We start from the raw sequence: 20,162 nt of genomic DNA on the forward strand, positions 1-20,162 counted from the left end.
CTAATGGCTATTCGTAAGTACAAGCCCACGACCCCGGGTCGACGCGGTTCATCCGTTGCCGACTTCGCGGAAATCACGCGTTCCACCCCGGAGAAGTCGCTTCTGCGTCCCCTCTCCAAGACCGGTGGACGTAACAACCAGGGCCGCATCACGACCCGTCACATCGGTGGTGGCCACAAGCGCCAGTACCGCGTGATCGACTTCAAGCGCAACGACAAGGACGGCGTCAACGCCCGCGTCGCTGAAATTGAATACGACCCGAACCGCACGGCGCGCATCGCGCTCCTGCACTTCATCGACGGCACGAAGCGTTACATCATCGCGCCGAACAAGCTCAGCCAGGGCGACATCATCGAGTCGGGAGCCGGGGCTGACATCAAGCCCGGCAATAACCTGCCGTTGAAGAACATCCCCACCGGTACCATCATTCACGCGATCGAGCTGCGTCCGGGTGGCGGCGCCAAGATGGCCCGTTCCGCCGGAGCATCCGTTCGTCTGGTCGCGAAGGAGGGCGTTTACGCCCAGCTTCGTCTGCCGTCTGGTGAAATCCGCAACGTGGATGCTCGCTGCCGCGCGACGATCGGCGAGGTCGGTAACGCCGAGCAGTCGAACATCAACTGGGGCAAGGCCGGACGTATGCGCTGGAAAGGCGTTCGCCCGACCGTTCGTGGTGTTGCCATGAACCCGGTCGATCACCCGCACGGTGGTGGTGAGGGTAAGACGTCCGGTGGACGTCACCCCGTCAGCCCCTGGGGCCAGAAGGAAGGGCGCACCCGCCACCCGAATAAGGAAAGCGACAAGCTCATTGTTCGTCGCCGCACCGTCGGCAAGAAGCGTAAGTAGGAGTAGACGATGCCAAGAAGTCTTAAGAAAGGCCCTTTCGTTGACGACCACCTGCTTCGCAAGGTGTTCGCGGCGAACGAAGCCAAGAGCAAGAACGTAATCAAGACCTGGTCGCGCCGCTCGATGATCATCCCCGACATGCTCGGACACACCATCGCAGTGCACGACGGACGCAAGCACATCCCGGTGTTCGTCACCGAGAGCATGGTCGGCCACAAGCTCGGCGAGTTTGCGCCCACCCGCACCTTCCGTGGACACGTGAAGGACGACAAGAAGGGCCGTCGCCGCTAGCGCGGGGACGTGAAGGAGGAGAAGAAATGGTGGAGTCGATCGCACGCGTGCGTCACATCCGCGTTACCCCCCAGAAGGCTCGTCGCGTCGTTGACATGATCCGCGGCAAGCAGGCGCATGAAGCGCTGGGAATTCTGAAGTTTGCGCCCCAGGGCGCATCCGATCCGGTGTACAAGCTGGTGGCCTCGGCCATCGCCAACGCCCGGGTCAAGGCAGATGCAGCCAACACGTATCTGGACGAGCAGGACCTGTTCATCAGCCGGGCATTCGTTGACGAGGGTACGACCCTCAAGCGTTTCCAGGCTCGTGCCCAGGGTCGCGCATTCGAAATCAAGAAGCGCACCAGCCACATCACGGTTGTGCTCACCACTCCTGAGGAGGGTACGAAGTAATGGGTCAGAAAGTAAACCCCTATGGCTTCCGTCTGGGAATCACCACCGATCACGTATCGCGTTGGTTCTCTGACTCGACCAAGCCGGGTCAGCGTTACGCTGACTTTGTCGCAGAAGACGTCAAGATCCGTCGCCTGCTGAGCACCAGCCTCGACCGTGCCGGCGTCAGCCGCATCGAAATCGAGCGCACTCGTGACCGCGTTCGCGTTGACATCCACACTGCCCGTCCGGGCATTGTGATTGGTCGCCGCGGCGCGGAGGCCGAGCGCATCCGCTCTGACCTGGAGAAGCTCACCGCCAAGCAGATTCAGCTGAACATCCTCGAGGTCAAGAACCCCGAGCAGGATGCCCAGCTGGTCGCGCAGGGTATTGCCGAGCAGCTCAGCGCACGTGTGGCCTTCCGCCGCGCGATGCGTAAGGGCCTGCAGGGCGCACAGCGCGCCGGCGCCAAGGGTGTTCGCATCCAGGTGTCCGGTCGTCTGGGTGGCGCCGAGATGAGCCGCAGCGAGTTCTACCGCGAAGGCCGGGTGCCCCTGCACACGCTTCGCGCGAACATCGACTACGGCTTCTACGAAGCCAAGACCACCTTCGGCCGCATCGGCGTGAAGGTCTGGATCTACAAGGGCGACATCACCAACAAGGAACTCGCTCGCGAGCAGGCCAACGCTAAGTCGTCCCGCCCCGAGCGTCGTGACGATCGACCGCGCCGTGCACCTCGTGCAGATGCTCCGGCAGCGGCACCGGTCGCAGCAGGAGTTGAGGCTAAATAATGTTGATTCCACGTAGAGTCAAGCACCGCAAGCAGCACCACCCGGGTCGTACCGGCCACGCTACTGGTGGCACCACGGTCTCCTTCGGTGACTATGGCATCCAGGCGCTGACCCCCGCGTACGTGACCAACCGTCAGATCGAGTCCGCTCGTATCGCTATGACACGTCACATCAAGCGTGGTGGAAAGGTGTGGATCAACATCTACCCCGACCGCCCGCTGACCAAGAAGCCGGCCGAAACCCGCATGGGTTCCGGTAAGGGTTCGGTCGAATGGTGGGTTGCCAACGTCAAGCCGGGACGCGTTCTCTTCGAGCTCAGTGGTGTCACCGACGCCGTTGCGAAAGAGGCACTTACCCGTGCAATTCACAAGCTGCCCCTCAAGGCACGCATCATCAAGCGCGAGGAGGGCGACGCATAATGGCGATCGGAACCAAGGAGCTCGCCCCAGTCGAGCTCGACACTTTTGACAATGAGAAGCTGTTCGAAGAGCTGAAGAAGGCCAAGGAAGAGCTGTTCAACCTGCGCTTCCAGTCGGCCACCGGTCAGCTCGAGAGCCACGGCCGCCTCCGCGCGGTCAAGCGCGACATCGCTCGCATCTACACGGTTCTCCGTGAGCGCGAGCTGGGCATTCGTGCAACCCCGGTCGTAGCCCCGGCTCCGGCCAAGGCTGAGAAGGCCGACAAGAAAACCAAGAAGGCCAAGGCCGCAGACGAGTCCACGGACGACGCTGCAGCCGAGACCGTCGAGACGAAGGAGGCCTAGTCATGGCGAAGACTGACGAAACGGTCGTCGCAGCCGAGGCAGAAGCTCTCGTTCGCGGTTACCGCAAGACGCTGCGTGGTTACGTGACCAGCGACAAGATGAACAAAACCATCATTGTCGTGGTCGAAGACCGCGTGAAGCACCCGTTGTACGGTAAGGTCATCCGCCGTACATCCAAGCTGAAGGCGCACGATGAGGCGAACTCCGCCGGCATCGGCGACCTGGTCCTGATCAGTGAGACCCGTCCGCTTAGCGCCTCCAAGCGCTGGCGCCTGGTCGAGATTCTTGAGAAGGCCAAGTAAGCCTCGCGCTTACTTGACGTAAAGGAGTTATAAAGTGCTTCAGCAAGAATCACGAGTACGGGTTGCCGACAACAGCGGCGCCAAGGAACTCTTGACCATCCGCGTTCTCGGTGGCTCCGGCCGTCGTTACGCCGGCCTGGGCGACGTCATCGTCGCCACGGTCAAGGATGCAATCCCGGGCGGAAACGTCAAGAAGGGTGACATCGTCAAAGCTGTCATCGTTCGCACCAAGAAGGAAACCCGTCGTCCAGACGGCTCCTACATCAAGTTCGATGAGAACGCTGCAGTGATCTTGAAGGCAGACGGTGACCCCCGCGGCACCCGAATCTTCGGACCGGTCGGTCGCGAGCTTCGCGACAAGAAGTTCATGAAGATCATCTCGCTGGCACCGGAGGTTATTTAATCATGGCCAGAATCAAAAAGGGTGACCTCGTACAGGTCATCAGCGGCCGCAGCCAGGCTCGCGGCGGAGACCGTGGCAAGCAGGGCAAGATCATCTCCGTCGACGTCGAGAAGAACCGTGTCCTCGTTGAGGGCATCAACTTCGTGACCAAGCACGTTCGCGTCGGACAGACCCAGCGCGGCACCAAGACGGGTGGCATCGAGACCTTCGAAGCCGCCATCCACGTGTCCAACGTTGCCATCGTCGACCCGGAGACCAAGAAGCCGACCCGCGTCGGTTTCCGCCAGGAAGAGGTAACGAAGGACGGCGTCACCAAGACGGTCCGCATTCGTTACGCCAAGAAGTCAGGGAAGGACCTCTAATGACTGACACCGTTACCGGCACCGCCCCTGAGGGCACCGCGCCCGTCAAGGCCCTGCCGCGTCTGAAGCAGAAGTACCGCGATGAGATCAGTGCCAAGCTCTCCGAGGAACTCGGCTTCACCAACGTGCACCGTATCCCCACCCTGACGAAGATTGTCGTCAACATGGGTGTCGGAGAAGCAGCACGCGACGGCAAGGTGATGGACGGTGCGGTTTCTGACCTCACCAAGATCACCGGCCAGAAGCCGCAGGTCACCAAGGCTCGCAAGTCCATCGCGCAGTTCAAACTGCGTGAGGGACAGCCCATCGGCGCCCACGTCACCCTTCGTGGCGACCGCATGTGGGAGTTCCTGGACCGGCTGCTCAGCCTGGCCCTTCCTCGCATCCGTGACTTCCGCGGCCTGTCCGACAAGCAGTTCGATGGTGCGGGCAACTACACCTTCGGTCTGACCGAGCAGGTTATGTTCCACGAAATCGACCAGGACCGCATTGACCGCGTTCGCGGTATGGACATCACGGTTGTTACGACCGCGAAGTCCAACGATGAGGGTCGCGCGCTGCTCAAGGCGCTCGGCTTCCCGTTCAAGACGGCCGACGCACAGAAGTAGCGTTTTTCAACTAGAGTTGGGAGCTTGCGCTTGCGAGCTCCCAACTCATGGTTGGCCCCGCCCTGCAGAAATGCCAGGCGCACACAGATTTTCACCCCGGAAGCCGTTCAACCGATCGGTTTCCTCACCACCACAGGTCGTCATTCGCGTAACGGATGATGAAACCAGGCGAGAAAGGCACCACAAAATGACAATGACAGATCCGGTCGCAGACATGCTGACCAGACTGCGCAACGCTAACTCGGCGTACCACGACACAGTGTCGATGCCGCATAGCAAATTGAAAGCGCACATCGCTGACATCCTCAAGGCACAGGGTTATATCTCTGCCTGGACCGTCAAGGATGCAACAGTAGGCAAGACCCTCACGCTGGACCTCAAGTTCGGTCCGAACCGTGAGCGTTCCATCGTCGGCATCAAGCGGGTTTCCAAGCCCGGCCTGCGCGTGTACGCAAAGTCGACTGAGATCCCCACGGTTCTCGGCGGCCTCGGCGTTGCCATCCTGTCCACCTCCAGCGGTCTGCTTACCGACCGCCAGGCTGAGAAGAAGGGCGTAGGCGGAGAAGTTCTCGCCTACGTGTGGTAACTGAGAATGTCACGTATTGGAAGACTCCCCATCCCGATCCCTGCCGGGGTCACGGTTGTGGCTGACGGCCAGGCCGTCTCCGTCAAGGGCCCGAAGGGCGAGCTCGCGCTCGTCGTTTCCAACCCCATCACGGTGTCGATCGAGGACGGTCACGTTCTCGTCACCCGTCCGAACGACGAACGCCAGTCGCGTTCGCTGCACGGTCTGACTCGCACCCTGATCAACAACCAGATCATCGGCGTAACCGTTGGTTACACCAAGGGTCTCGAAATCGTCGGTACCGGTTACCGCGCGGCGCAGAAGGGCACCTCTGTTGAGTTCGCCCTCGGCTTCTCGCACCCGGTCGTCGTCGAGCCGCCCGTCGGCATCGTTCTGACCGTGGAGAGCGTCAACAAGCTCACGGTCAGCGGAATCGACAAGCAGGCCGTCGGCGAGGTTGCCGCCAACATCCGTAAGATTCGCAAGCCAGAGCCCTACAAGGGCAAGGGTGTGCGTTACGCCGGCGAGATTGTTCGCCGCAAGGCCGGAAAGAGCGGTAAGTAGCCATGGGACTCGGAACTAGAGGCAAGAGCAAGGCCGCCGCCCGCGGACGTCGACACACCCGTCTTCGCAAGAAGATCGAGGGAACGGCGCTTCGCCCGCGCCTCGTCGTCACGCGCTCGGCTCGCCACGTATTCGTGCAGGTCGTCGACGACAGCAAGGGATTCACCCTTGCGTCGGCATCCACGCTCGAAACGGACTTGCGCACCTTCGATGGTGACAAGACCGCCAAGGCCCGCAAGGTCGGTGAGCTCGTTGCTGAACGTGCGAAAGCCGCCGGCATCGAAGCCGTTGTATTTGACCGTGGTGGCAGCAAGTACGCAGGACGCGTCGCAGCCATCGCTGAAGGAGCTCGAGAGGGTGGATTGAACCTGTGAGCACTGAAAAGATCGAAACCACAGCACCTGTTGCTGCCGAAGCGGTTGCACCGGTTGAAACCGCTGCGTCCACGACCCCGCCGCAGAACGAGCCCCGCGAGGCTCGTCGTGGTGGCCGTGAGCGCAACCCGAACAAGGACCGCGGAAGCCGCGATGCCGACAAGAGCCAGTTCCTGGAGCGCGTCGTCACCATCAACCGCGTGTCGAAGGTCGTCAAGGGTGGTCGTCGCTTCAGCTTCACCGCTCTCGTCGTTGTCGGCGACGGTAACGGACTGGTCGGCGTTGGATACGGTAAGGCCCGCGAGGTCCCGACCGCTATCTCCAAGGGCGTCGAAGAGGCGAAGAAGAACTTCTTCCGCGTTCCTCGCGTTGGCCTGACCATCCCTCACCCCGTACAGGGTGAGGCCGCAGCCGGCGTCGTTCTGCTTCGTCCGGCAGCAGCAGGTACCGGCGTTATCGCCGGTGGCCCGGTGCGCGCCGTACTCGAATGCGCTGGCATCCACGACGTGCTGAGCAAGTCGCTCGGTTCGTCGAACACCATCAACATCGTGCACGCCACGGTCGAGGCACTGCACCAGCTCGAAGAGCCGCGTGCGGTTGCGGCTCGCCGCGGCCTGGCCTATGAAGACGTGGCTCCGGCCCGTTTCCTGCGTGCCGACGCTGCTGCAGCTGCAGCAGCCGCAACCGCGAAGGCAGGTGCCTGATGGCCCAGCTGAAGATCACACAGATCAAGTCCAAAATTAGTGAGAAGCAGAACCAGCGCGACACTCTTCGCAGCTTGGGTCTGCGACGCATTGGCGCCGTTACGATCCGCGAGGACAACTCGCAGAACCGTGGCTACGTCAACACCGTCGCTCACCTCGTAAAGGTCGAGGAGATTGACTAATGGCTGACGAGAAGGAAGCTACCAAGGTAGCCGACAAGCCCGCCGCGAAGAAGGCCGCTGCCCCCAAAAAGGCCGCAGCACCGAAGAAGGCCCCCGTTGCAGCCGAGCCGACTGAGCCCCGCGAGCACGTGCTGAAGGTACACCACCTTCGCCCGGCTCCCGGAGCGAAGAAGGCCCGCATGCGCGTTGGCCGTGGTGAAGGATCCAAGGGTAAAACCGCGGGTCGAGGCACCAAGGGCACGAAAGCGCGTTACAGCGTACGCGTCGGCTTCGAGGGTGGGCAGATGCCTCTGCACATGCGCACCCCGAAACTGCGTGGATTCAAGAACCCGTTCCGCGTCGAGTACCAGGTTGTCAACCTGGAAAAGCTCGAACTGCTCTACCCGAACGGCGGCGATGTCACCATCGCCAGCCTGATCGCCAAGGGTGCGGTTCGTGACAACGAAAAAGTCAAGGTTCTCGGTACCGGTGAGATTACCGTTAAGCTGAACGTGACGGTCGACAAGGTCTCTGCTTCAGCTGAGCAGAAAATTGTTGCCGCGGGCGGAACTGTAAAGTAAACCCGTAGACGCTCCATCGAGCTTGTCGAATCCGTCAATCGAGTTAAATCGTTTGGTGTGATTCGACAAGCTCGATCGTTTTAAGTCGACCCGCGCGGGTCGGTCTGTGTAAATATCTGGAGGCCTTTTTGTTCAGCGCCATTGCGCGGATCTTCCGCACACCCGACCTTCGCAAGAAGATCGGCTTCACCCTGGGCATTATTGCTCTGTTCCGCCTGGGCTCGTTCATCCCGGCCCCGTTCGTGGACTTCGGCAACGTGCAGATGTGTCTGGCAGCCAACCAGGGATCGAGCGGCCTCTACGAGCTCGTCAACCTGTTCAGCGGTGGCGCCCTGCTCCAGCTCAGCGTGTTCGCCCTCGGCATTATGCCGTACATCACGGCCTCGATCATCGTGCAGCTGCTGCGCGTGGTCATCCCCCACTTCGACACCCTCTACAAGGAGGGTGCCTCCGGTCAGAGCACACTGACCCAGTACACCCGGTACCTCACGATCGCCCTCGGCATTCTGCAGTCGACCACGTTGATCACTGTCGCCCGCAGCGGCGCCCTGTTTGGCACATCCGCCAGCACCGAGTGCACGCAACTGATCACCAACGACGCCTGGTACGCCATCATGCTCATGGTCATCACGATGACCGCCGGCACCGGCGTCATCATGTGGATGGGTGAGCTCGTCACCGAACGCGGCGTCGGCAACGGCATGTCGCTCATGATCTTTATCTCGATCGCAGCTTTGTTCCCCGGATCGCTCGGCTCCATCGGGCAGCAGCAGGGCCTCGACACCCTCATCATCGTGCTGATCGTCGGAATTCTGGTGGTCGCCGGCGTGGTCTTCGTCGAGCAATCCCAGCGGCGAATTCCGGTGCAGTACGCCAAACGCATGGTGGGGCGCCGCACCTACGGCGGCAACAACACCTATATTCCGATCAAGGTCAACATGGCCGGCGTGATCCCCGTCATCTTCGCCTCCTCTCTGCTGTACCTGCCCGCCCTGCTTGCGCAGTTCAACCAGCCGGCCGCTGGCACCGAGGCTCCGGCCTGGGTCGTCTGGATCTCCAACAACCTCACCGGTGGGGACCAGCCGCTGTACATGGCCATGTACTTCTTCCTGATCATCGGCTTCACCTACTTCTACGTGGCGATCACGTTCAACCCCGAAGAAGTCGCCGACAATATGAAGAAGTATGGCGGATTCATTCCCGGCATCCGCGCCGGCCGCCCGACCGCCGAGTACCTCGACTTCGTGCTGACCCGCATCACGCTTCCGGGCTCGCTCTACCTGGGCTTTATCGCCTTGATTCCACTCGTAGCATTCTCGGTTATCGGCGCCGACCAGAACTTTCCGTTCGGCGGCGCGAGCATTCTCATCATCGTCGGCGTGGGGCTCGAGACGGTCAAGCAGATCGACTCGCAACTGCAACAGCGACACTATGAGGGGCTTCTTAAATGACGCGCTTACTACTGATCGGCCCGCCCGGCGCTGGCAAAGGCACCCAGGCGGAGCGCTTGGCGCTCGCCTTCGATATTCCCGCCATCTCCACCGGCGACATTTTTCGCTACAACGTGACCAACAACACCCCGCTGGGGATCGAGGTCAAGTCGTTCATGGACGCCGGGGCATACGTTCCCGACACCCTCACCAACGCCATTGTCGCTGACCGGCTCAACGAAGCGGATGCTGCCGACGGCTTTCTGCTTGACGGCTACCCGCGCACGACCGACCAGGTCGCTGAGCTCGACCGTCTGCTAAGTGCAGCGGGTACCCAGCTCGACTTCGTCGTTCTCATCACCGCCGACACTGACGAGGTCGTCGCGCGGCTGCTGAAGCGTGCGGCCGAGCAGGGCCGCGCGGACGATACGGCCGACGTCATCCGTCATCGTCTGGACGTCTACGCGGAGCAGACCGCTCCGCTGATCGATGTGTACAGCGCTCGTGGCCTCGTCGTCACGATCGATGGCCTCGGTGCCGTTGAGGCGGTCACCGACCGCATTCTCGCGGCCCTGGCCGAGGGCGGCCTGCGCCCCGACAGCAGCACGCTCTAATACCCGTTTGGGGCCGGGCCTGACTCGGCCCATCATCATCTGCACCACCACGTAAATAAGAAAAGATCGCTCCCCTTCTCGGAGCTAGTTTGTAGGAAATCAGTGAGTTTTCGTCGTTCCATCTACAAGAACCCCGCCCAGCTGCGCCTCATGGTCGCGCCGGGCCTGGCCACCGCGGCATCGCTCGCGGCCGCCCGCGCGGCCATGGTGATCGGGGCCACAACCCTCGAACTCGACGCTGCGGCCGAGGCCGCCATCGTCGCGCTCGGCGGCAAGCCGAACTTCAAGCTCGAAGCCGGATATCACCACACTGTGTGCGCCTCAGTGAACGACGACGTCGTGCACGGCATCCCCTCCGGGCGACGCCTCGCGGCCGGTGACATCGTCTCGATCGACAGCGGAGCCATTATCGAGGGCTGGAACGGCGACGCCGCGTTCAGCTTCGTGCTGCCGGACGCGTCGCGGCCCGAGGTCGTGGCCGAGCGTCAGAAGCTGTCCGATGTCACCGAGCAGTCCCTGTGGCACGGCATCGCCCGGCTGCACACCGCACGCCACCTGAACGAGGTCGGCGAAGCCATCGAAGATTACGTGGAGTCGCAGGGCAGCTACGGAATCCTGACCGACTATGTCGGCCACGGCATCGGCCGTTCGATGCACGAGGCTCCGCCCGTGTTCAACTACCGCGTACGCCCCAAGGGTCCGGATGTGAAGCCGGGCCTCGTCGTCGCGATCGAGCCGATGGTCGTGCTCGGATCGATCGATACCTACACCCGGGACGACGACTGGACCGTCGCCACCAGCGACGGCAAGGCAGCAGCGCACTGGGAACACAGCATTGCCGTGCACAAGGACGGCATCTGGGTGCTCACCGCCGAAGACGGCGGCGTAGCCGGCCTCGCCCAGTTCGGCATCACCCCGGTCCCGATCCCGTAGCGCCGCTTCGCGAGACCGCCGTCGACCAAAGCGAGCGCCCCCCGCGAAAAGCGGGTCAGGCGGTCGCGCGGAACGTCTCGATGGCCAGGATGCCCGCGGCCGGGTTCTCCGACGACAGGTGCACGATCGAGAACCCGCCGGTGTCGAGGTCTGCGGCGTCGAACAGCGCCGTGGTCGGCTGACTCCCGGTAGCCAACGCGATTTCCCGCATGATCTCAGGCAGCACCGGACCGTGGCTGCACAAAACAGCGGTTTTGCGGGAGCGTACGCGCTTGCCGACGATGGAGCGAACATCCGCTTCACCGCTTTCGAGCGCGTCCTGGCAGATCAGATCCGTCTGCTTGATCGGGATGCCCGTAGCGGCGGCGAGCGGAGCCACCGTCGTGACGCACCGCACGGCCGTGCTAGAGATAATGCGCAGCGGGCGCCAGGCCGTGATCGTGGCCACGAGGTCCGTTGCCTGCGTGACCCCGCGTGCCGTCAGCGGACGACGCGCATCGGGGCCGGCGCCGGTGCGCGGCGCGGCCTTGCCATGGCGCAGCGCGATCAGCGCGAACGTGCGGGTGACGCCGGACTCGACGAGGGCGGAGAACGTCTCGAGAATCTCGACATCGGCCGGGTAGCTCAGGTAGCTGCGGGCCTTTTTGATGGTCACCCACTCGATCGCGGCGACCTCACCGTTGGGAACGAAGGTTGACCGCGCGATCGCGTCCGGCGTGATTTCGGCGGCCCAGTAGTGCACAATCTTGGTGCGGCCGTCGGGCATGTCGTAGTGCGACACCCCGAGCGGAACCCCGAGCGCCACGTCCAGCCCGGTCTCTTCCGCGACCTCGCGGACCGCGGTGCGGGGCAGCGACTCGCCAGGATCCACCTTGCCCTTGGGGATGGTGACATCGCCGTGCACGGTGCGGTGAATGAGCAGCACGTGCATGCGGCCGTCGATCAGGCGCCAGCAGACGGCTCCGGCGGCGTACACGTTCGGGTCGGTGGTCTTGACCGCCATCAGCGCCGCGCCGGCGGTCGTTTGCGGGCACTGATCTGCTGCATCAACCGGTTCTGCATGTCGCTGAGGTGCACGCCGTTCTCGTCGACGTCGTGGCGGGTCCAGTGACCGGTGTCATCGAGCCACCAACTGGAGGTTCGATCGTCCATGGCCCGTTCGAACAGCGCCTCGATCTCGAGCAGATGTTCCGGGTCGACCAGTCGCACGAGCGCCTCCACCCGGCGGTCGAGGTTGCGGTGCATCATGTCGGCGCTGCCGATGAACACCTGCGTGTCCCCGAGGTTGTGAAAGGAGAAGATGCGCGAGTGCTCGAGGTACCGGCCGAGAATCGACCGCACCCGAATATTCTCGCTCATGCCGGGAACGCCCGGCTTGAGGCTGCAAATGCCGCGCACCCAGACGTCGACGTGCACGCCGGCCTGGCTGGCCCGGTACAGCGCGTCGATGATGTCCTCGTCGACCATCGAGTTGACCTTGATGCGGATGCCGCTGGTCGCCCCCGAGAGGGCGTTGTCGGTTTCCGCCTGGATCTGCTTGAGCAGGGCCTTGCGCAAATGCAGGGGAGCCACGAGCAGTCGCTTGAACTTCTTCTCGATGGCGTAACCCGACAACTCGTTGAACAGGCGGGTGAGGTCCTTGCCGACCTGGGCATCCGCTGTCAGCAAGCCGAGGTCTTCGTAGATGCGGCTGGTCTTCGGGTTGTAGTTTCCGGTGCCGATGTGGCTGTAGTGCCGCAAAACGCCCTTCTCGTAGCGCACCACGAGGGCGAGCTTGCAGTGCGTCTTGAGGCCGACCAGTCCGTAGACGACGTGCACGCCGGCCTTTTCGAGCTTGCGTGCCCAGGTGATGTTGGCCTGCTCGTCGAACCGTGCCTTGATCTCGACCAGGGCGAGCACCTGCTTGCCGCTGTCGGCGGCGGCGATGAGCGCCTCGACGATGGGGCTGTCTCCGCTTGTGCGGTACAGCGTCTGTTTAATGGCGAGCACGTTCGGGTCGGCCGCGGCCTGCTCCAGAAACGCCTGCACGCTCGTGGCGAATGACTCGTAGGGGTGGTGCAGCAGCACGTCGCGCCGTGCGACCGCCGTAAAGATGTCCTGCTCGGCGTTCGGCTCGCTCGGCAGCAGCTGCGCGGCCGTGGTCGGTAAGTGCTTGGCGAAGTGCAGGTCGGGGCGGTCGATGCGCAGGTCGAACAGCCCGCCGAGGTCGAGCGGCGCCGGCAGGTGGTAGACCTCCTGCTCGGTCACGTCGAGTTCGCGCACGAGCAGCCCGAGGGTGACCTCGTCCATGTCCTCGGTGATCTCCAGTCGAATGGGCGGGCCGAACCGGCGCCGCAGCAGCTCCTTCTCGAGAGCTTTGATCAGGTTCTCGGTTTCGTCCTCGTCGATTTCGACGTCTTCGTTACGGGTGACCCGAAACACGTGGTGTTCCAGAATTTCCATGCCCGGAAACAGGTCGCCGAGCTGGTTGGCGATGAGGTCTTCGAGCGCGATATAGCGGATGCGATCGACCGACTCGGTGCGGTCGACCCGCACGAAGCGCGGCAGCATCGGTGGCACCTTGAGCCGGGCGAACTCTTGCTTGCCCGTTTTGGTGTTGCGCACCCGCACGGCCAGGTTGAGGGAGAGGCCGGAGATATAGGGGAACGGATGCGCGGGGTCGACGGCCAGGGGCATCAGCACCGGAAATATCTGGTTGGAGAAGTAGGTGCGCAGCGAGCGACGGTCGGCGTCGCCGAGGCTCTGCCAGTCGACGACGTCGACGCCGGCCGTGGCGAGGGCGGGCCGCACGAGGTTCTGAAAAGCGAGGGCGTGGCGATCCTGCAGGGCGTGGGCGGCCGCCGAGATGTCGCTCAGTACGTCCTGCGGGGCCCGGCCGACGTTCGTCGGAACGGCCAGACCGGTGAGGATGCGGCGCTTCAGGCCGGCGACGCGCACCATGAAGAATTCGTCGAGGTTACTGGCGAAGATGGCGAGAAAGTTGGTGCGTTCCAGCACCGGAAGGGACTCGTCCTCGGCCAGTTCGAGCACGCGCTGGTTGAAGGCGAGCCAGCTCAGCTCGCGGTCGAGGTAACGGTCGTCGGGCAGCGCCGGATCGAGTTTTGAGAAGAGTGGGTCGAAGTCGTCATCGAAGTCCGTTCCGAGACCCGAGTCCGCTTGAGTGATTTCGCCGTCCATCTGTCCATCCTGACACCCTTGGTCACGCCACCGCGACGAACCGGGTGAACGTCTGACGAAATATTCTCTGAGCCGTTGACTTTTCGGCGCGTCGCCCAGATTAACTCGCCGGTGTTACCCTGCGAGTCGGCTCCGACCGGATGAAATGGCCTCAGCCGGCGAGGCGGCGGTACTGCACGTCGACCGTGTGGTCGGTGAAACCGAGCGACCGATACAGGTGCACGGCGCCGGCGCTGTCGGCCTCCACGTAGAGGGCGGCTGTACTGCAGCCGGCAGCGTGCAAGCGCTGAAGCCCCGCCTGCATGAGCGCGCGGCCGAAGCCGTGACCGGCGGCATCCGGATACACCCCGATCACATAGATCTCGCCGATCGCCCCGTCAATTTTCAGCCAGTTGTAGCCGATCATGCGACCCTCAACGTCCCGCAGAATCAGAAAGTCGTCGCTGCTGAACCACGACTCGGCCTGTCGCGCTGCCAGGTCGGCCTCGGTAATAGCGCCCTGTTCCGGGTGCGTCGCAAACACGAGCGCGTTCAGGTCAACCCACTCCGCATCGTCCAGGCCTGGCCGAAATGCCGAAATGCCTGCGCCATCCAGGGAAACGGATGCCGACTCCATGGTGTCCGCCAATGTCTTGCGCAATTCCAAAAGGGTTCGCACCGCGACGAAGTTCAGCTCGACCGCCAGGGCGCGCGCGCCGGGGTGGTCGCCGTGCGACCACGCGGTCACTTCGCCGGGCTCGAGCGCGCCGAGTTCGCCCCATGCCGCCCGTCCGTACCCGCGTCGGCGACACTCCGGCGTAATAACCAGGTCGATTTCGCCGCGCCCAGCCAGCGCCGCCCCCACCAGAAGGTCGTTCGATCGCACCAAATAGGCGGTCCGCAGGCCGCTGTGCAGGTCGAACAGCCCCTGCTCGTTGAAGGGCGCGTAGCCGTCGAAGGCGAGCGCCTCCGCGGCGATGCGGTGGAATTCGGTCAGCCCGGCGGCATCCGTTTTACTAAGCGCGGAGAGAATTGGGAACTCGCTCATCGTTTTCCTCGTGCACATTGAACCGGTAGCCGACGTTGCGTACGGTGCCGATAAGCGATTCCTGGTCGCCCAGCTTGGCGCGCAGGCGCCGCACGTGCACGTCGACCGTGCGAGTGCCGCCGAAATAGTCGTAGCCCCAAACCTCGCTCAAGAGCTGTTCACGGGTGAACACCCGTGACGGATGCGCGGCCAGGAACCGCAGCAGTTCGAACTCCTTATAGGTGAGGTCGAGCGGTTTTCCGTGCACCTTGGCCGAGTAGCTCGCCTCGTCGATCACGACTCCGGCCGCGCGGATCGTGTTCGAGGGCACCGTCTGGGCGAGCCGGCCGATGCTCAGGCGGATACGGGCATCCACTTCGGCTGGGCCGGCCGTGTCGAGAATGACATCGTCGACGCCCCAGTCCGGACTGACCGCGGCCAGTCCGCCCTCGGTGATGACGAGAAGCAGGGGAGTAATGGTGCCCATCGTGCGCAGAATCTGGCAGAGCGACTTGGCCGCGGCAAGGTTGCTGCGGGCATCCACCAAAATCAGATCAGAATCCGGGGCGTGAAGGAGCTGATCCGCTTGGGCGGGAATCAGTTTCGCGCTGTGTGACAGCAACGCCAGGGCGGGGAGTACGTCATTGTTGGCCGCCGAGGTCAGGATCAACAACTGCGCCACGGGCGCCCTCCAAGTGTCTCGAATTTCATACTAGCGTGCCACGGGATGCGACCGTTCAGGCACAATAGAGACGTGAGCTGGCACTGGAGAACGATCGCGACCGTGTGGTTACTGGCGATTGTGGGGGCCATTCTCACCGGATTGCTCGCCACGCCGGCGTCGGCGCTCGGCTGGTTCGGGCTCACCCTGGCCGGCTGCACGCTCGTCACGCTCGGACTGCAGATCGCCACCGGAACCAAAGAAGGTTACGTGAAACGGGTCACGCTGAGCATCGCCGGCGCCCTCGTGATCCTCGTCGCGGCGACGATTGTGGTAGCTCTGCTCTGAGCTCCCGCTAGACTCGCAGCATGGATCTGTTAGCACTGGAACTTTTCTTTTTAGGCCTGCTCGGACTGGCCAGCTTGTCGATCGCCTGGGTATCCGGCATGGTCGTTTTCAAGCTGTTCCGGGGGCAGCGGTAAGTACGCATGTTTGACCTTCCGGTCGGTTTGCCGTCCGAACTTGTTCCACTCTCCTGGTTGATCGGAGTCTGGGAAGGTTCCGGTGTGCTCGAATACAAAATCGGCGAGGAGTCGGTCAGCCGTGCCTTCGGCCACCGCATCAGCTTCAGCCACGACGGTCTGCCGCACCTGAACTACAGCTCGTATACCTGGCTGGAGCCGCTGGCTGCGGCCGCCTCTAAATCGGATACCGCTGTGCCCGAGTCCGAGGGCGCTTCTGGTTCTGGCGCTGCTTTTGAGGCGGATGCCGCATCCGCTTTGGCTGAACAAAACGTTCCCTCTGAAACGGATGTCGCCACGCCGGCCCCGACGCTGCCGCCCGAGATGCTGTCCGACGAGAAGCTCCCGCTGGTCACCGAAACCGGGTATTGGCGGCTCAGTCGTCACCAGAGTGACGGCGACCCGGGGCCCGGCATGCTGCCGGGCATGGGGGAGCGCCCGTTCACCTCGGCGGCGGCCGTTGAAACGTTGCGCAATCGTGACGGTGGTTTCGACATCGAGGTCACGCTCGTGCATCCCGGCGGCGTCGCCGAACTCTACCTTGGCCAGGTAAAGGGCCCCCGTATCGACCTCGCCACGGATGCCGTGCTGCGCACCGCCGGATCCAAGCCCTACGCGGCCGCCACCCGCCTCTACGGCTTGGTCGACAATGACCTGCTTTGGGCCTGGGACATCGCCGCCCTGGGCCAGGACCTGCGCACCCACGCCTCCGGCCGCCTCGCCCGGGTCTCCTAGCCCTGCTTCTGTGCCATCTGGGTTGCCGACGCGTCGTGGCACTGGTAAAGGCTGGCGGGAATTGTTCGTAGGAGTGTTCTCAACGTGAACGAGTGCCACGAGTCATCCGACGCCCCACGCCTGTCGAATAAATCCGCGGGCCGTAGTGTTGTTAGTGCATGAGCCGTGCCAACGAGCACGCCCCCAAGCACGATCGCCGACCGTCAACCCGGATCGGCAGAATTGAGTGCCATGACTGACCCGGCAACAACCGTCTCACCGCTGCTCGGACTGCCCGGCGCGGTGCAGTCCGCGGGAATCGATGCCGGCGTCGCCGCGCACTACGGCAACCCCATGATCGAACAACGCTCGCTCGTTGCCGGACACGCCATCGTCGACCTCTCGCACCGCGGCGTGCTTTCCGTCGCCGGCCCCGACCGTCTCAGCTGGCTCAACTCCATCGCCAGCCAGGAACTCAAAACCCTCGCCCCCGGCGAATCCACCGAGATGCTGTTGCTCGACCCCAACGGACACCTTCAGTACGCCGTCCGCGTGCTCGATGACGGCGTCGAAACCTGGCTCCTCGTTGAGGCCGCCGAGCTGCCCGGCCTGCAAACCTTCCTCGACCGCATGAAGTTCATGCTGCGGGTGCAGGTCGTCGACCACACCCTCGCCTACGCCACCATCGGCGCCATGACGGATGCCCCCGCCTCCGTTGGCATCACCGCCGCCGCCCCGAACCGCGTGCCGCTGACCTGGCTGGATCCTTGGGCCACTGTCGCCCGAGGCGGCTATCAGTATGCCGAGGCGCCCGAGCATCCCGGAACCCGCTGGACCTACACCGAGACCCTCGTGGCCCGCGCCAGCCTCCCCGCCCTGCGTGACGCACTCGCCGCCGGCGCCCTCACCGTCAGGCCCGAGTCCGCCACGCCCGCCGCAACCGCGCCCGCCTCCGACCCGGCCGCCCCAGTCCCAACCGGCGCTGCAGCATCAGCTTCACTGGTAAAACCGGCCGGACTGCTCGCGCTCGAGGCGCTGCGCATCGCCGCGTGGCGTCCGCGCCGGGCCCGGGAGGTCGATGAGAAGAGCATCCCGCACGAGCTGGACTGGCTGCGCACCGCCGTGCACCTCAGCAAGGGCTGCTACCGCGGACAGGAAACCGTGGCCAAGGTGCACAACCTCGGCCACCCGCCGCGCCGCCTCGTCATGCTGCACCTCGACGGGTCGGAAGGCGTGCTGCCCGCGCCCGGCGACCCGGTGCAGGCCGACCGCGTCCGGCCCGAAGCCGAGCCCGAACGGGTCGTTGTCGGCAGCATCACGTCGAGTGCCATCCACTATGAGCTCGGACCGATCGCGCTCGCCGTGATCAAGCGCACCATCCCGGGCGCATCGACGCTCTACGTCGAGTCCGAGGGCATCTCCATCTCGGCCGGCCAGGAGATCATCGTGCCGCAGTCCGCCGGGTCGGTCGCCGACATTCCCCGCCTGCCCCGCCTCGGAGTCCGCGCCCCCGTTCGCTGACCTTCCAGGGTCCCCGGGCTCGCCGACTGTCGATGGCTTATTCAGGAAATCCTCTGTGACGGATGCTGCTTCCCGCGTGTCGGCGCGGGTGGCGGCATCCGTTGTGACCAGTTTTCCTGAATTAGCCCCCGCCGGCGGGTGCGCTCCGGCGCAACTGCGTCACCCACGCTCGATAGAGTGGGCACATGTCTGCCCCCTACACACTCGTCCTCCTCCGCCACGGCCAAAGCACCTGGAATCAGCAGAACCTGTTCACCGGCTGGGTGGACGTTCGCCTCAGCGAGCAGGGTGCCACCGAAGCCGCGCGCGCCGGTGTACTGCTCAAGGACGCCGGCCTGCTGCCCGACGTGCTGCACACCAGCCTGCTGTCCCGCGCCATCCAGACCGCGAACCTCGCGCTCGAAGAAGCCGACCGCTCGTGGATCCCGGTCAAGCGCTCCTGGCGCCTCAACGAACGCCACTACGGCGGACTGCAGGGCCTCGACAAGGCGGCCACCCAGGCCAAGTTCGGCCAGGAGCAGTTCATGCTGTGGCGCCGCTCCTACGACACCCCGCCGCCCGTGCTCGACGACTCCAGCGAGTTCTCGCAGGCGCACGACGCGCGCTACGCCGACCTCGGCGACGACCTTCCCCGCACCGAATGCCTCAAAGACGTCGTCGAGCGGATGCTGCCCTACTGGCAGTCCGACATTGTGCCCGACCTGCAGGCGAACAAGACCGTCCTGGTGACCGCGCACGGCAACTCCCTGCGCGCCCTGGTCAAGCACCTCGACGGCATCAGCGACGCCGACATCGCCGAACTGAACATCCCCACCGGAATCCCGCTGGTATATCGGCTCGGCGAAGACTTCATGCCGCTTGGCCCGGGGGAGTACCTCGACGCCGAGGCCGCCGCCGCCGGAGCTGCCGCCGTCGCAGCCCAGGGCAACACGAAGTAGCCCCATAGAAGGCCCCGGAGCAGGTGCTCCGGGGCCTTCTATCTGCCCGCAGGTTCTGAGCGCGCCCGAAACTGGTGCGCGCTACGCCCGTTACCGTAGCGGCTACCGATATCGGGCGCTCACCCGTGCCGCAACCGGGCGGGGCATCAGTTTCACGCAAAAGGCCCCGCGAGAGCATGCTCCGGGGCCTCTCACGCGCAATAAGTCAGTCGTTGTTGTCCTGGTGCCAGGCCCCCGTGCCGAGGTACTGCACCTTCTTCGCGATGGACACAGCGTGGTCGGCGAACCGCTCGTGGTACCGGCTGGCCAGGGTCGCATCGACGGTGTCGGCGGCGAGCCCCTTCCAGGTTTCGCCGAGCACGGCGTCGAACACGCTCACGTGCAGCGCGTCGACCTTGTCGTCTTCATTACGAATGGTCTCGGCGAGGGCCATGTCCTGGTGCAGGAGTAGCTCGGTGAGCATGTTCGCGATGACCACGTCGAGCGCGCCCATTTCGGCGAACGTGCCGCGCAGTCCCTTGGGAATGACTTTGTCGGGAAAACGGTAGCGGGCCAGCTGGGCGATGTGCGTCGAAAGGTCGCCCATCCGCTCAAGGGAGGCGCTGATGCGCAGGGCACTCACGACAATTCGCAGGTCACGGGCGACCGGCTGCTGGCGGGCCAAAATGGTGATCGCGAGCTCGTCGAGCTCGACCGTGAGTTCGTCGATCTTCTCGTCTTCGGTGATGGCCTCTTCGGCGAGGCTGACGTCACTCTCGTTGAAGGCGCGAGTGGCCTTGTCCATCGAGATGGCGACGAGCCGAGAGATCTCGACTAATCGTTGTTGAACTTCTGCCAGCTCCTGCTGGAATACGTCGCGCATGCTGTGGTCCTTCCTTGCCGCGCGGGCACGCACGGGCCTGTGAGACCCGCCTTGGCCTCCGACCTAGAATGCCGGATTTAGGTTAACGGCAGGTGCCGTGGT

28 protein-coding genes are annotated in these 20,162 nt (G+C 63.9%); 23 read left to right on the top strand and 5 right to left on the bottom strand.

Annotated elements, in window-relative coordinates:
- Positions 1-3: 3 nt before the first annotated feature.
- From rplB to map, 19 genes are all read left to right on the top strand, one after another.
- Entirely contained in the window at positions 4-843 is an 840-nt protein-coding gene (gene rplB / locus E3T41_RS11815) for a 50S ribosomal protein L2 (RefSeq protein ID WP_092451153.1), read from the top strand.
- A gap of 9 nt (positions 844-852) precedes the next feature.
- Positions 853-1,134, top strand: a complete 282-nt coding sequence (rpsS, locus tag E3T41_RS11820; protein WP_092107237.1) for a 30S ribosomal protein S19 — start codon at positions 853-855, stop codon at positions 1,132-1,134.
- A gap of 26 nt (positions 1,135-1,160) precedes the next feature.
- Entirely contained in the window at positions 1,161-1,526 is a 366-nt protein-coding gene (gene rplV / locus E3T41_RS11825) for a 50S ribosomal protein L22 (protein WP_092339439.1), read from the top strand.
- Complete coding sequence (rpsC, locus tag E3T41_RS11830) at positions 1,526-2,296, top strand: 30S ribosomal protein S3 (protein ID WP_092107240.1); 771 nt, start codon at positions 1,526-1,528, stop codon at positions 2,294-2,296. The genes rplV and rpsC overlap by 1 nt, the downstream gene beginning before the upstream one ends.
- Positions 2,296-2,715, top strand: coding sequence for a 50S ribosomal protein L16 (gene rplP, locus E3T41_RS11835; protein ID WP_092451151.1), 420 nt, complete (start codon positions 2,296-2,298; stop codon positions 2,713-2,715). Before rpsC ends, rplP begins: the two co-directional genes overlap by 1 nt.
- Positions 2,715-3,059: a 50S ribosomal protein L29 gene (gene rpmC / locus E3T41_RS18840; RefSeq protein WP_092451149.1), complete on the top strand. Its 345-nt coding sequence runs from the start codon at positions 2,715-2,717 to the stop codon at positions 3,057-3,059. Before rplP ends, rpmC begins: the two co-directional genes overlap by 1 nt.
- A 2-nt stretch (positions 3,060-3,061) precedes the next feature.
- Positions 3,062-3,361, top strand: coding sequence for a 30S ribosomal protein S17 (gene rpsQ, locus E3T41_RS11845; RefSeq protein ID WP_092451147.1), 300 nt, complete (start codon positions 3,062-3,064; stop codon positions 3,359-3,361).
- Between the two features lie 34 nt (positions 3,362-3,395).
- Positions 3,396-3,764, top strand: coding sequence for a 50S ribosomal protein L14 (gene rplN / locus E3T41_RS11850; protein ID WP_092451145.1), 369 nt, complete (start codon positions 3,396-3,398; stop codon positions 3,762-3,764).
- Between the two features lie 2 nt (positions 3,765-3,766).
- Positions 3,767-4,126 carry a 50S ribosomal protein L24 gene (rplX, locus tag E3T41_RS11855; protein WP_092451143.1) on the top strand — a complete coding sequence of 120 codons (360 nt, stop codon included), beginning with the start codon at positions 3,767-3,769 and terminating at the stop codon, positions 4,124-4,126.
- Entirely contained in the window at positions 4,126-4,734 is a 609-nt protein-coding gene (rplE, locus tag E3T41_RS11860) for a 50S ribosomal protein L5 (RefSeq protein ID WP_092451141.1), read from the top strand. The genes rplX and rplE overlap by 1 nt, the downstream gene beginning before the upstream one ends.
- 187 nt (positions 4,735-4,921) lie before the next feature.
- Positions 4,922-5,320: a 30S ribosomal protein S8 gene (rpsH, locus tag E3T41_RS11865; protein WP_092107248.1), complete on the top strand. Its 399-nt coding sequence runs from the start codon at positions 4,922-4,924 to the stop codon at positions 5,318-5,320.
- 6 nt (positions 5,321-5,326) lie between these two features.
- The gene (gene rplF, locus E3T41_RS11870) at positions 5,327-5,863 is read left to right on the top strand and encodes a 50S ribosomal protein L6 (protein ID WP_092451139.1); all 537 of its coding nucleotides are present in this window, start codon (positions 5,327-5,329) and stop codon (positions 5,861-5,863) included.
- A 2-nt stretch (positions 5,864-5,865) separates the two neighbouring features.
- Positions 5,866-6,237: a 50S ribosomal protein L18 gene (gene rplR, locus E3T41_RS11875; protein WP_092107252.1), complete on the top strand. Its 372-nt coding sequence runs from the start codon at positions 5,866-5,868 to the stop codon at positions 6,235-6,237.
- Positions 6,234-6,941: a 30S ribosomal protein S5 gene (rpsE, locus tag E3T41_RS11880; protein WP_369831234.1), complete on the top strand. Its 708-nt coding sequence runs from the start codon at positions 6,234-6,236 to the stop codon at positions 6,939-6,941. The genes rplR and rpsE overlap by 4 nt, the downstream gene beginning before the upstream one ends.
- Positions 6,941-7,123, top strand: coding sequence for a 50S ribosomal protein L30 (gene rpmD, locus E3T41_RS11885; RefSeq protein ID WP_066597599.1), 183 nt, complete (start codon positions 6,941-6,943; stop codon positions 7,121-7,123). The genes rpsE and rpmD overlap by 1 nt, the downstream gene beginning before the upstream one ends.
- A complete protein-coding gene (gene rplO / locus E3T41_RS11890) occupies positions 7,123-7,683 on the top strand; it encodes a 50S ribosomal protein L15 (protein WP_092451137.1) in 561 nt (186 codons plus the stop codon). Before rpmD ends, rplO begins: the two co-directional genes overlap by 1 nt.
- Before the next feature lie 128 nt (positions 7,684-7,811).
- Positions 7,812-9,134: a preprotein translocase subunit SecY gene (gene secY / locus E3T41_RS11895; protein WP_092451135.1), complete on the top strand. Its 1,323-nt coding sequence runs from the start codon at positions 7,812-7,814 to the stop codon at positions 9,132-9,134.
- The gene (locus tag E3T41_RS11900) at positions 9,131-9,727 is read left to right on the top strand and encodes an adenylate kinase (protein WP_092451133.1); all 597 of its coding nucleotides are present in this window, start codon (positions 9,131-9,133) and stop codon (positions 9,725-9,727) included. Before secY ends, E3T41_RS11900 begins: the two co-directional genes overlap by 4 nt.
- A 102-nt stretch (positions 9,728-9,829) precedes the next feature.
- Entirely contained in the window at positions 9,830-10,660 is an 831-nt protein-coding gene (map, locus tag E3T41_RS11905; protein WP_233195092.1) for a type I methionyl aminopeptidase, read from the top strand.
- A gap of 55 nt (positions 10,661-10,715) precedes the next feature.
- On the opposite strand, the gene E3T41_RS11910 is transcribed toward map, so the two are convergent.
- The 4 genes from E3T41_RS11910 to E3T41_RS11925 all read right to left on the bottom strand — a co-directional run bounded on the left by E3T41_RS11910 (position 10,716) and on the right by E3T41_RS11925 (position 15,525).
- A complete protein-coding gene (locus tag E3T41_RS11910; protein ID WP_092451131.1) occupies positions 10,716-11,663 on the bottom strand; it encodes an NUDIX domain-containing protein in 948 nt (315 codons plus the stop codon).
- The gene (locus E3T41_RS11915; RefSeq protein ID WP_092451129.1) at positions 11,663-13,837 is read right to left on the bottom strand and encodes an RNA degradosome polyphosphate kinase; all 2,175 of its coding nucleotides are present in this window, start codon (positions 13,835-13,837) and stop codon (positions 11,663-11,665) included. Before E3T41_RS11915 ends, E3T41_RS11910 begins: the two co-directional genes overlap by 1 nt.
- A 151-nt stretch (positions 13,838-13,988) precedes the next feature.
- Positions 13,989-14,864 (bottom strand): mycothiol synthase, encoded by an 876-nt coding sequence (gene mshD, locus E3T41_RS11920; protein WP_158251590.1) that lies wholly within the window; start codon positions 14,862-14,864, stop codon positions 13,989-13,991.
- A complete protein-coding gene (locus E3T41_RS11925) occupies positions 14,833-15,525 on the bottom strand; it encodes a response regulator transcription factor (RefSeq protein ID WP_092451197.1) in 693 nt (230 codons plus the stop codon). The genes mshD and E3T41_RS11925 overlap by 32 nt, the downstream gene beginning before the upstream one ends.
- Positions 15,526-15,597: 72 nt before the next feature.
- Between E3T41_RS11925 and E3T41_RS11930 the strand changes: the two genes are divergently transcribed.
- The 4 genes from E3T41_RS11930 to E3T41_RS11945 all read left to right on the top strand — a co-directional run bounded on the left by E3T41_RS11930 (position 15,598) and on the right by E3T41_RS11945 (position 19,198).
- Complete coding sequence (locus E3T41_RS11930) at positions 15,598-15,852, top strand: hypothetical protein (protein WP_092451125.1); 255 nt, start codon at positions 15,598-15,600, stop codon at positions 15,850-15,852.
- Positions 15,853-15,992: 140 nt separating this feature from the next.
- Positions 15,993-16,760 (top strand): FABP family protein, encoded by a 768-nt coding sequence (locus E3T41_RS11935; protein WP_134478755.1) that lies wholly within the window; start codon positions 15,993-15,995, stop codon positions 16,758-16,760.
- A gap of 231 nt (positions 16,761-16,991) precedes the next feature.
- Positions 16,992-18,260, top strand: coding sequence for a folate-binding protein YgfZ (locus E3T41_RS11940; RefSeq protein ID WP_134478757.1), 1,269 nt, complete (start codon positions 16,992-16,994; stop codon positions 18,258-18,260).
- Between the two features lie 185 nt (positions 18,261-18,445).
- The gene (locus E3T41_RS11945) at positions 18,446-19,198 is read left to right on the top strand and encodes a phosphoglyceromutase (protein WP_134443822.1); all 753 of its coding nucleotides are present in this window, start codon (positions 18,446-18,448) and stop codon (positions 19,196-19,198) included.
- Between the two features lie 205 nt (positions 19,199-19,403).
- Here E3T41_RS11945 and phoU read toward each other — a convergent pair whose 3' ends face one another.
- A complete protein-coding gene (gene phoU, locus E3T41_RS11950) occupies positions 19,404-20,060 on the bottom strand; it encodes a phosphate signaling complex protein PhoU (RefSeq protein WP_104132048.1) in 657 nt (218 codons plus the stop codon).
- Between the last annotated feature and the right edge of the window lie 102 nt (positions 20,061-20,162).

Source organism: Cryobacterium sp. Hh38 (genome assembly GCF_004403235.1).
Classification (GTDB): Bacteria; Actinomycetota; Actinomycetes; order Actinomycetales; family Microbacteriaceae; genus Cryobacterium; species Cryobacterium levicorallinum.